The organism is uncultured Flavobacterium sp., assembly GCF_963922255.1.
Taxonomy (GTDB): domain Bacteria; phylum Bacteroidota; class Bacteroidia; order Flavobacteriales; family Flavobacteriaceae; genus Flavobacterium.
This window is the reverse complement of record NZ_CAWUIC010000011.1, coordinates 54,891-67,772: the sequence shown is the minus strand read 5'-3', so window position 1 is coordinate 67,772 and position 12,882 is coordinate 54,891. Positions and strand designations below refer to the sequence as shown.

The window sequence follows — 12,882 nt, the reverse complement described above, 5'->3', positions numbered from 1 at the left end:
TTAGAAATTGCAAGATAAGAATTTGAAACGTATTTATTTCTTAAACTTTTCTAAAAAATGCCTTCATCATTAAAACTATAAAATCCGTTTTCTGTGATGATAATATGGTCTAAAACGTTTATTTCAAGATGCTTTGAAGCTTCTTTTATTTTTCTTGTAATTTGAACATCAGCATCACTAGCCAATAATTTTCCTGAAGGATGATTATGTGTTAAGATAATTGAGATTGCATTGTTTTCAAAAGCAGTTTTAAAAATCAAGCGAACATCAACAACTGTTCCAGTTAAACCACCTTTAGAAAGTTGTGATTTATGAATTACTTTATTGGAATTATTCAAATACAAAACCCAAAATTCTTCGTGAGGCAATTCACCAATAATAGGTTGCATGATTTCGAAAACCATTTTACTAGAAGTGATTTTCTTTAATTCAACAGATTCTTCTGCTCTTCTTCGTCTTCCTAATTCTAAAGCTGCTGCGATGGAAATGGCTTTAGCTTCACCAATTCCTTTAAAATTTAAAAGCTGATTTACCGAAACTTTTCCTAGTTGATTAAGATTGTTGTTTGTTGACGCTAAAATACGCTGGCATAATTGCACGGCACTCTCGTTTCGAGAACCAGAACCAATTAAAATAGCAAGTAATTCGGAGTCAGATAAGGAAGATTTTCCTTTTAGTAGAAATTTTTCGCGTGGGCGATCGTCTTCAGCCCATTGGTTGATTGGTGTGTACATATTTTTATTTGGCTTATATTAAAGTACAAATGAAAATAATTTTATAATAACTTCAAAATAAAAACGTTAGAATTTTTTGATTGACCGCAAATTTCACGAATTTTCACAAATTTATTAATATGAATAAACCATTTTATATCATTTCAATTTCTTTAATCGCTCTACTTTCATGTAAAAAAGAAACTAAATTATCTGAAGTAATTTCTCTAAATCAAAAGGAAATTGTTCAAAATATTAGTCTTGAAAACCCGAATACTTTTGCAGAAAAATTATCAAATGCTGCTATTTCTATAATTGATGATAAAATAGTTTACACACCAAGTTATGTTTCTATAAAATATCCAAACGGTGATGTTCCTGCAAAAACTGGTGTTTGTACAGATGTAGTAATTCGTGCTTACAGAAAATTAAACATTGATTTGCAAAAAGAAGTTCACGAAGACATGAAATCTAATTTTTCAAAGTATCCAAAAACTTGGGGTTTAACTAAAACTGACACGAATATTGATCACAGAAGAGTTCCAAATTTAGAAGTGTTTTTCGAAAGAAAAGGAGAAAAATTAAAGGTTACCCAAAATGCTTCTGATTACAAAACGGGTGAATTAGTAACTTGGATGATTAACGGAAAATTACCTCATATTGGAATTGTAACGCATTTAAAATCTACAGATGGAAAACGAAATCTAATTGTACACAATGTTGGTGGTGGACAAGTTTTACAAGATTGTTTGTTTAGTTGGGAAATTGTTGGGCATTATAGATATACTAATTAAGTCATTATGATGGAGGAACAATCTTAACCGGTTTTAAGCTACTTGAGATTGCTTCGTTCCTCGCAATGACTTTACTTCATTAACCCTTTCACTTCTTCAAAATCCAAACCACCATAATTTCCTGAACTCATTAATAATAAAGCTGAATTATCAAAATTTTGAGCAAATAAGAACTCTTTGAATTCTTTTGGATTGGTGTAAATAATTAGATCTTCTCTTTGGAATGATTGTGCAATTTGGTCATAAGTCACTTCTTCTAATTGCTTAATTTTTACAGCATCTGGTGAATAGAAAACTACGGCAACATCGGCAGAATCTAATGCTCCTTGATATTCTTTTAAGAATTCTGCATTCAAACTACTGTAAGTATGCAATTCTAAACAAGCAATTAATTTTCTATTTGGATATTGATTTTTTACGGCTTTTGTAGTGGCAGAAACTTTACTTGGTGAATGAGCAAAATCTTTATAAGCTACTTTACCTTTTCCTTCCGCGATTTTCTCTAAACGTTTACTTGCTCCTTTAAAAGTAGCAATTGCTTCGTAAAAGTCATCTTCATCAACTCCCATGTTTTGGCAAATCCATTTTGCACCAGCTAAATTATTTAAGTTATGGGCTCCAAAAACTTCGATTGGCATTGGTCCTTCTGGTGTATCTAATAAAGTTGTTCCGTCTTCAACAATATAGCTTGGAGTTTGGTATGCTAGTCTTCTAATAGTGTTTTGTGAATCTTCTGCGACTTTTTTCACAGCTTCGTCTTCTTCATTATAAATTAGAATTCCACCTTTAGTAATTTGATTTACGAAGATTTCAAACTGTTCTACATAATTTTCAAAGGTTGGAAATACGTTAATATGATCCCAAGCAATTCCTGAAATTAAAGCAATATTTGGTTGATATAAATGAAATTTTGGACGTCTATCAATTGGAGAAGATAAATATTCATCACCTTCTAAAACGATAAAATCATTCTCATGTGTTAAATGTACCATCGTATCAAAGCCTTCTAATTGAGCTCCAACCATATAATCCACTTCGATATTATGAAAATGCATAACATGTAAAATCATTGACGTAATTGTAGTTTTTCCGTGTGAACCACCAATTACAACTCGTGTTTTATTTTTGGATTGTTCGTATAAAAATTCAGGATAAGAATAAATTTTCAACCCTAATTCTTGTGCTTTTAACAATTCTGGATTGTCTTCTTTTGCATGCATTCCTAAAATAATAGCTTCAATATCTGAAGTTATTTTTTCTGGAAACCAACCCATTTCGTTAGGCAATAAGCCTTTTTTATCTAATCGTGATTTTGATGGTTCAAAAATAGCATCATCGCTACCTGTAACTTGATATCCTTTATTGTGTAAGGCAAGAGCTAAATTGTGCATTGCTGCTCCACCAATGGCTATAAAATGTGTACGCATTTGAAATTCCAATATTTAAAATTCCAAATTCCAAAAAAAATAATTTGAAAATTGGAAATTGAGTTTTGTTTTATTTTTTAAATTCTAGTTTAAGCTGATTCGCTTTCGTTTTATTCTTCATTTTATTCAAATACAAATCATATAATTTTTCATAGGTTGTATTTGAATTTCCTATTTCGTGTGCTTTTTTATAATTGGTTTCAGCTTTAGAATAGCGTTCAAAATAGACATCAATATAACCTCTTGCTAAGTAACCGTCAACTTTAGACAAGTTCATTAATTGAGTTGCATATTTTTGAGCTTTGGTTTCGCTTCCACCAACAATTCCGGGTAATTCGATATATAACATTACTAAAGCCCAACGTGTGTCTATATGTTTTTCATCTAATTTTGAAGCTGTAAGAAAAGCTGTTTCAATAGCATCAATCATTCCTAATGCTTTGAATTTATTAGCACTTTTAGCTTTCATACCCATTGCTCCACCAAATTTATAATGATAATTTGCAGTAGAAGGAAATTTGTCTTTTAATTTTTTATAATAGGAAATAGCTTCATCCCATTTTTTTTCTTTTCCAGCAATATCTCCTAAATATTCAATGGTTTTAGAATGATTTGGGTTCGCTTTTAGATAATCTTCAAACAACTTTTTAGCATCAGAAAGTTTATTTTCTGAATATAGTTTTTCTGCTTTCTCAAAATTTGATTGGGAAAACATATTCACACTTATAAATAAGAAAAAAACCAAATAAAATTTCATAGTTTAAAAATATCTTCAAAAATAGTGAAATGATTTTAGTTATTGTACATAAAAAAACGACTTGATTGCTCAAGTCGTTTTAAATTTTATATGGATTTGTAAATTACTTTACAATTGTTAATTCATCAACGATGTGTTTTGCACCTGAAAAATTATCAATTACCCATAAAACATAACGAATATCAACGTTAATTGTTCTTTGTAAGTTACTATCGAAAATTACATCACCAGCCATCGCTTCAATATTTCCATCAAATGCTAAACCAATTAATTCTCCTTTTCCATTTAATACTGGAGAACCTGAATTTCCACCTGTAATATCATTATCTGTTAAGAAGTTTACATGCAAAGAACCATCTTTATCTGCATAACGACCAAAATCTTTGGCTGCATTCATTTGTAAAACTCTTTCTGGCAAATCAAATTCTGCGTCTCCTTTTTTGTATTTTTTAACTTGACCTTCTAAGGTTGTGTAGTTATTTACATTTGCATCATTGCGCTTATCTGCTGGCAATGAACGAACTTTTCCATAAGTTAAACGCAATGTTGAATTAGCATCTGGATATTGAATTTCAGCTATTTTTGATTCTCTTAAACCTTCCACTAATAAACGATATGAAGATCCAAAATCGTTTTGTGCCTTATTCAATTCTTCATTTTTAGTTAAATAATGACCTATTAATTCTTCACTTAATACATAAAAAGGATCATTAGTTACTGCATCTACTGAAGGCGTTTTTAAAAATGCTTTTACTTTTTCTAAAGATGTAAAAATACTAGCATCAAAAGTTTCGTTAACATAGTTAGTAAAATTACCATTATTTTCTTTTGCCAACTTCTGTACCATTGGTGCTAAAGCGTAATCAGCTTTTTTTGTATATAAACTTAATTGTGCTGCTAACAAGTCTTTTTCTGCAGGAATATGTATTTCTTTATAAATAGATTCTGCCATTTCAATTATTGCCGGAGCCATTTCTGCTCTTTTTGCTTCATCTGCTTTAGCATAATTTAACATTTGTCTTCCTAAACCTCTACTTACTGTTCCAAAAGCTGATGCTCTAAATAATTGCGTTATATAATTATCGTGACGCGATTTTTCATTAGTCAAAGTGTAATATTTATTAATTGTCGAAACAACATTTCCATATTTTGCTTTGTTTTCTTTTTTATTAGCCCATTTATCAAATTTTGCTTCTTGAATGGTTTTTGATTTAGCCGTTCCAAATTTAGAAAGTGCATCAATCATTCCTTGACGGTTTTTCCAATAATTTGCAATACCAGCATATTTAGAAGCATAAATTAGGTTTATAGCATCACTTTCATTCATGTATTTTTTCATTACATCCATAGATGTTTTTGAACCTTCAACCCATGCAGGATATGCGAATTTCACGTTTTGATCAATTCCACCTGCTGGCATCCAACGGTTTGTTCTTCCAGGATATCCTAATATCATTGCAAAATCATTCTCTTGTACTCCACCAATATTTACAGGTAAATAATGTTTTGGTTTTAAAGGCACATTATCTGCAGAATATTCTGCTGGCTCTCCATTTGCATCTGCATAAACTCTAAACATGGAGAAATCTGCTGTATGACGAGGCCATTCCCAGTTATCAGTATCACCACCAAATTTTCCTAAACTTTCTGGTGGAGTACCAACTAAACGGACATCTTTATAATCTTGATATACGAAATAATAATATTCGTTTCCTTGAAAAAATGGACGTACAGAAACCGTATATTTTCCACCTTCATTATTTTCTTTTTCAATTTTAGCAATTTCTTGATTGATTGCTTTTTCTCTTTCTAATTCATTCATAGAAGAATTAACAACAGCTAAAATTCTTTTTGTACAATCGTCCATTCGAACAAAGAATCGAACAGATAAGTTAGAATTTTTTAATTCCTCGGCTCTATTTTTGGCCCAATAACCATCTTTTAAATAGTTTTTATCCGCTGAAGATAATTCGGCAATTTTATCATATCCACAGTGATGATTTGTTAACACTAAACCATCTTTAGAAATCATTTCGGCAGTACAACCACCGTTAAATTGAACGATTGCATCTTTTAAACTATGGTTGTTGATGCTGTAAATTTCTTCGGCTGTTAATTGCAAGCCCATTTTTTGCATATCGCGGTGATTTAAACGTTCAATGAACATTAAAAACCACATTCCTTCATCTGCTTTTACTGAAGAAGGCACAAGCATGACAGCAGAAATAACTACTAATAATAATTTTTTCATAATTAAGATCTAAATTTTGTTTTGCGAATATAATTAAAAATAAGATTTCAATATAATTATCAATTTGAAAATGGTTTACATTATGTTAACTTTAACTTTTTAGAAAAAAAAATAAAGGATAAACAAAAAGTTTATTTTTCTGTATTTAATAATTAAATTTTAGACCATTTTATAACAAAACACAAGATACTTCCATAAATATGTTTTTAATATTAAATCTTTTTAGTTAAGCAATTTTGGTTATTATTTACAAAAAAAATATTTCTGTTTAATTCCAACCTTTTTTGTATTTTTCATCTCTATAGTATAAAACATATGTATGTCTAAAAAATTATACCTCGTTATTTTATTTTTAACTTTAAACTTTGGATTTTGTCAAAATTTTGATTCAAATTGGAAAAAAGTTTATCAATATGAATTAGACGGAAAAATAGAATCAGCTAAAAAGGAAGTTGAAAGTATCTACAAAAAATCTAACCGAAAAAATGACGACACAACTGTCATTAAATGTTTTTTCTATTTGTCAAAATTTGAACAAGTTTTTGATGAAAATGCTCAAAGTACAATTATTACAAACTTACAGTTAGAAATAAAGAGAGCCTCAAAAGAAAATAAAGCGCTTTTTTACTATATCTATGCTAAAATTTTGATTAATTATCAGAATGCTAATTGGTATCAAATAAATAATAGAACAAATCTAGAAAACAATAAAACTTCTAATTTTTTGACTTGGACAACAACTGATTTCAGTAAAGAAATTAATCACTGTTATGAAGAAATCCTTAAAAATAAATCAGAATTAAGAAGTACAACAATAGACAATTACAATGATGTTTTTGATTATAGTCCTAATGTAAATGCCAAAAACTTTACTTTATATGATTTTTTGTACGAGAAAACTATTGACTTTTATGAAACCAATATTTATTGGAACAGAGATGTTAAAGATGGAACCCTTTTACTAACTGAAAAATTTTATGCAAAACCAAGTGAGTTTGCTAAAATGAAAATTGAAAACAAAGAACATATAGATATTATTCCGATTTTTGAAATCCTTCAAGAACACGAAAAATATTTAATACAAACTAAGCAATTAGATAAACTAGATATTGCTTATTATAAGCGATTGAATTTTGCTTATAAAAAGTCACATGACGCACTTAGTCACCAAAAAAAACTTTTTGAATTAGAAAAAACAACTCAAAATCAATTATTAAAACAAGAATTAAAAGTTGAAAGAGCAAGACAATACACTTATTTCAACTCAAATAGTAAAAATAATGAAAAACAAAAAGCACTTCATTTAATTGATTCTATTTTTGCCTCTAAAATAAACGTAAATGCTTTAGCTCAAGCAGAAAGATTGAGAAATGAAATTATTAAAAAATCAATTACTGTTGAATTAAACAAAATAATTTACCCTTACGAAAACACAAGAGCATTTGTAAATTATAAAAATGTTGATTCTATAAAGATAAATTATTATAAATTTCCAGTTGCTTTAAATGAATATTTAAGCAAATACAGAAACGGAAAATATGTCGATTCTGATTCATTAGTTTTAGATTTCATAGCTAAAAACAAAGCTTTTAAAAGCTACACTAGAACTTTACCAAAACGAAAAGATTACAACAATCATACAACAGAAATCTTATTAGAACCAATTGAAACAGGCAACTATTTGGTATTTATAGAATCTGATAATTATACTCAATTCAAAGAAGCTGCTCAAAAAGCCTTTAGTTATGAAATTGTAAAATCAACTCAATTTATTGTTATTGAAGATGATGATGAAAAAAACAACATCATTTATTTATATGATAGAAAAACAGGTAAACCTATAGAAAATACAATCATAAATAATGATGTTGGAAAATATACATCAAATAAAAACGGAAAAGTTTTCCTAAAAAAAACCAAATATCTCAATGATAAATACAACAATACAATAACAATTATTAAAGACAAAGACACTCTAATTCAAAATTACAATCGAAACTATTTAAGAGAAAAACCAAGTCCAAATAAAGATGACTCTTATGATTCTTATGATGCCAAAGCAATGGTTTTTTTCGACAGAGCTATATATCGTCCGGGCCAAAAAATGTATTATAAAGGTGTTATTATTCAGAAAAAAGATGATGTTAAAAGCGTCGTTCCTTTTTTAACGATACATGTAATAATTAATGACGCTAATCATAATGTTTTAAAGGAATTTGATGTTCAAACAAATCAATTTGGGAGTTTTTCTGGTGAATTTGATATTCCAAAAAATAGCCTAACAGGAAGATTTTATATAGAAATTGTAGAACCAGACGAATATGAACAGAACAAAAAATATTACAACAAGAAAGAAGATGAGCATTCTTTTTGGGATAATGTAGATTATAATGATAGTCAAGATTTTTCTTTTCAAGTGGAAGAATACAAACGACCAACTTTTGAAGTAAAATTTAATGAAATAAAAGAAAATTACACTATTGGTGATAGTTTACAAATTGTAGGAAATGCAAAAGCTTTAGCTGGAAACATTCTTACAAATGCAAAAGTTTCTTATACAGTATCTAGAGATTATAGCAAAACCGGTTATTATTGGAAAAGTGATAACAATTACATAAACACCGAAACTTTCACAGATTCTGAGGGAAATTTTACAATTCCAATTGCTGCAATAATTGACAGTACTAGCAATGACAAAATAGACAATATTAGATTTATCATAAATGCTTCATTTACAGACACAAATGGAGAAACTAGAACAACTTCTCAAACTGTAAATGTAAATCAGAAAACTTTAAAATTAGACATTGTTTCAAATAATAAAATATATGTTGAAGATAAAGTATCAGTAAATATCAGCAGTACAACCTATAATAATTTTCCAATTGATGCAAAAGGAGAATTAAAAATTTACGAAATAAAATCAAAGAAATATTTGAAGCAAAGAGCTTTTGGTTTTCCTGAAATTCAAGAAATAAATCGAGCACAATTTGAGATACTTTTTCCTAATGAACCTTATGATTATAAAGACATTGAAACTAAACGAGTTTTAGTAAACACTGTTTCTTTTGATACAAAAATTGGCAAAGAAGTTAGGCTTGAATTTTTAAAAAATGCCGTTCTAGGCAATTATGAAATTGAAATAAGTGCTTTTGATTCTAAGAATAATTTGATAATAGATAATCATGGTTTTCAATTGGCTTCAAAAAAGAGACCTTTCTCTGAAACGCAATTATTTACTTACAGCGATATATCTAAGAAAGAGAATAATTACTTTGAAATTGAAATACAATCTGTAATTCCTAATTTATACATTACACATCGATATTATGCAGACCAAAGTGACCTACAAGAAGAAATTACACAACAATTAGTAAATGGTAGAACCATTTTTAAAATAAAGAAAGAAGAAGAATACAAAAATAATATCAATTTTCATTTTTCTAGTTTTTGGGAAAATCAATCTTATGAGCAAAGATATTCGATAAACAAAGAGCAAATTCAGACTAATTTAAACATCGAAGTAACATCATTAAGAAATAAAATTGAACCAGGAAGCATAGAAAACTGGTCTTTTAAAATAGGTAATTCAAAATTTGAAGCAGAAGTACTAGCAAGTATGTATGATAGTTCTTTAGATCAATTTGCAGTTCAAAACTGGACAAATGCTTATTTCAATAACAATGGCAATTATTATAATGCACCACAAATTTATTTAAGCAATAATAATTCAACTATATATTTTAACAACTTTTATTTGCCTCAAAAATATTTTGTGAATTATAAACGCAATCCCGAAATTTATTGGTTTGGATTTAATTTTAATGATTTTAAAAACACTCAAGTTTTAAGAGATTATCAATCAAAAATAAATGCAACTGCTTCAATTCCAAAAAATGCAAAAACCATTTCTGGAATTGTGTCTGATGAATTAGGCACATTAGCCGGAGCAACAATTGTAGTAAAAGGAACCTCAAGAGGAACCACAACAAACTTTGATGGTGAATTTACAATAGTAGCTTCCAAAGATGAAATTTTAGAAATTTCCTTTCCTGGTAAGAAGAAAACCACAATTACTGTTGAAAACATACGTAATCACAACGTGTTTATAGAAGAAGGTTTTGTCGGTGATGAAGTGGTTGTAACTGCATATGGAGCAATGAGAAAAGAATCTGTAACTGGTTCTATAAGTGTAGTTTCTAGCGAACTAGATGAATCTAATGACTTTAACTACTACAGAGGAAATTTATATCGTGATGGAGATAGCGAAAGTAAATTCAAAAGCTTATCAGGAAGAGTAGCTGGCTTAGAAGTAAAATATGACACTTTATCTAATGGAAAAACAATCAGATTTAGAGGAATTAGTTCACTTAATAATACTGAATCACCTCTTTATGTAATTGATGGCATTCTGTTTAATGGAGAAGTTGCGAATATTAATGCTCAAGACATTGAATCTATGACTTTCCTTAAAGATGCAGCTGCTTCGGCTCTTTATGGCAATAGAGCAGCAAATGGTGTTATCATCATTATAACTAAAAATGCAATACAAGATTTAGGCAATGTAAAAACTAGAACCAACTTTAATGAAACAGCTTTCTTTTATCCTAACTTAAAAACAGATACAAACGGAAACATTTCTTTTGAATTTACAACACCAGAATCTTTGACCAAATGGAAACTTAGATTGTTTGCCCATAATAAAAATGCAGAAGTTGGTCAGTTTGAATCGGAAATAATTTCACAAAAAGATGTTATGGTTCAAACTAACATGCCAAGGTTTGTGCGTGAAAAAGATCAAATAAAAATTTCGGCAAAAGTGGTTAACATGACTCTTGAAACGAAATCTGGAATTGCAATGCTACAACTTTTTGATGCTTCAACAAATAAAGTAATCGATGAAATATGTGCCAATAAAAATAATGTAAAGAACTTTTCGTGTAAAGCTAAAGAAAGTGTTCCTGTAGAATGGCTTATCAATATTCCTGAAGGATTACATGGTTTGCAATATAAAATCGTTGCCAAATCTGGTAACTTCTCAGATGGGGAAGAAAATATTTTGCCTGTTCTTTCAAATAAAGTCTTACTTACCGAAAGTATTCCAATTTGGGTGAAAGGTGAAACTAAAAAAGAATATGAATTTACAACTCTAAAAAACAATACTTCAAGTACTTTAAAAAATCATTTGTTTACTTTAGAATATACTTCAAATCCAACTTGGCTAGCCTTACACTCACTTCCTTATCTAATGGAATATGAACACGAATGTGCTGAACAAACTTTTTCAAGATATTATGCCAATTACGTTGCTACTCAAATTATTGATAGTAATCCAAAAGTGGCTTCATTATTTGAAACGTGGAAAAAAGAAGGTAAATCGACTTCAAAATTAAACATGAATGAAGAATTAAAATCAATCATTTTAGCTGAAAGCCCATGGTTGTTGGATAATCAAGATGAAGAATTAAAAAATAAACAATTAGCACTTTTAATGGATTTAAACACCATGAAAGAATCAATGGAAACTACTTTAAAAAAGCTAAAAGAAAAGCAAAAGTCTTCTGGTTCTTTTTCATGGTTTGATGGTGGTGATGACAATGAATACATCACGCAACACATTGTAAAAGGTTTAGGTCATTTAGGCAAACTTTTTCCTGAAAAGGATTCAATTTATGCTAGTATTTCTGACAAAGCAATTCCATATTTAGACCAAAAATACATCAGTAATAGCACATTAAAAAACCAAAGAATTAATTATTACACTTATTCTAATCTACATTATTTATATGCTAGAAGTTTTTATGTTGAAAAACACCCTCTTTCAAAAAAAATAGATTCTATAATCAATATTCAAAAAGTTGAATTTAAGAAAGATTGGTTGACTTATAATTTATATTCAAAAGCATTATTAGCCTTAACTATGAATAGATTTGGAGACAAAGCTTTCGCAAAAAAAATCTTAATAAATTTAAAAGAAACGGCCGCAAGAAATGAATATAATGGAATGTATTGGATAGAAAACACTAATGGTTATTATTGGTATCAGTCTTCTATAGAAACCCAAGCGATGTTAATTGAAGCTTTTGCAGAAATTGTAGACGATGATAAAATAGTAGATGAATTAAAAGTCTGGTTATTAAAAAATAAACAAGTCAATAAATGGTCAACAACTAAAGCTACAACAGAAGCTATTTATGCTTTATTATTACAAGGAAGTGATTGGACTTCTATAAAAGACAACTCTAAATTTTCAATTGGAAATGAGAAAGTCCTTACTAAAAAATTATCCGAAAAAGATAAAGAAGCTACAACTGGTTATATAAAATTAAATTGGAAAGCAGAAGAAATTACCAACGAAATGGCAACTATTAAAGTAGAAAATAAATCAAAAGCTCCTGGTTATGGTGGTGTTTATTGGCAATATTTTGAGAATTTAGAAAATATAAAAACAGACAGTACAAACACAATGTATATTACAAAAACACTCTTCAAAAAAGTTAAAACTTCTAAAGGCAATGAATTAATGGAATTAAATAAAGAAACTTTAAAAACTGGAGACTTAATTACAATTCGTTTAGTTTTAAAAACAGAAAATGATTTAGAATTTGTCCATTTAAAAGATTTAAGAGCTTCTTGTTTTGAGCCAGTTGATGTACTTTCAAACTACGAATGGAGAGATAATTTATCGTATTACAGAAGTACTAAAGATGTTGCAACACATTTCTTTTTTGACAAAATAAATAAAGGAACCTATGTGCTAGAATATGATGTAAGAATAAACAACACAGGAAATTTCAATGATGGAATAGCAACACTTCAAAGTATGTATGCTCCAGAATTTTCTGCACATTCAACAAATACTATTGTAAAAGTTGATTAGTTTAAATAAAAAAAGACTGTCGATTTATTTCGACAGTCTTTTCAATACGTATAAAATTAT

The 12,882-nt window shown here is 28.8% G+C and carries 6 protein-coding genes; 2 read left to right on the top strand and 4 right to left on the bottom strand.

Translation table 11 applies throughout. The features are described from left to right. Positions 1-50: 50 nt before the first annotated feature. Positions 51-734: a DNA repair protein RadC gene (radC, locus tag AABJ49_RS10000; RefSeq protein ID WP_338378135.1), complete on the bottom strand. Its 684-nt coding sequence runs from the start codon at positions 732-734 to the stop codon at positions 51-53. A 119-nt stretch (positions 735-853) separates the two neighbouring features. Here radC and AABJ49_RS09995 point away from each other — a divergent pair, with 119 nt between their 5' ends. After that, entirely contained in the window at positions 854-1,507 is a 654-nt protein-coding gene (locus tag AABJ49_RS09995) for a DUF1287 domain-containing protein (protein WP_338378134.1), read from the top strand. A gap of 71 nt (positions 1,508-1,578) precedes the next feature. On the opposite strand, the gene AABJ49_RS09990 is transcribed toward AABJ49_RS09995, so the two are convergent. The 3 genes from AABJ49_RS09990 to AABJ49_RS09980 all read right to left on the bottom strand — a co-directional run bounded on the left by AABJ49_RS09990 (position 1,579) and on the right by AABJ49_RS09980 (position 5,942). Continuing rightward, positions 1,579-2,934, bottom strand: coding sequence for a Mur ligase family protein (locus tag AABJ49_RS09990; RefSeq protein WP_338378133.1), 1,356 nt, complete (start codon positions 2,932-2,934; stop codon positions 1,579-1,581). Positions 2,935-3,004: 70 nt separating this feature from the next. After that, the gene (locus tag AABJ49_RS09985) at positions 3,005-3,649 is read right to left on the bottom strand and encodes a hypothetical protein (protein ID WP_338378132.1); all 645 of its coding nucleotides are present in this window, start codon (positions 3,647-3,649) and stop codon (positions 3,005-3,007) included. Positions 3,650-3,794: 145 nt separating this feature from the next. Beyond that, on the bottom strand, positions 3,795-5,942 hold the full coding sequence (locus AABJ49_RS09980; protein ID WP_338378131.1) for a S46 family peptidase: 2,148 nt from the start codon (positions 5,940-5,942) through the stop codon (positions 3,795-3,797). A gap of 319 nt (positions 5,943-6,261) precedes the next feature. Here AABJ49_RS09980 and AABJ49_RS09975 point away from each other — a divergent pair, with 319 nt between their 5' ends. Beyond that, entirely contained in the window at positions 6,262-12,822 is a 6,561-nt protein-coding gene (locus AABJ49_RS09975; RefSeq protein WP_338378130.1) for an alpha-2-macroglobulin family protein, read from the top strand. Positions 12,823-12,882 lie beyond the last annotated feature (60 nt).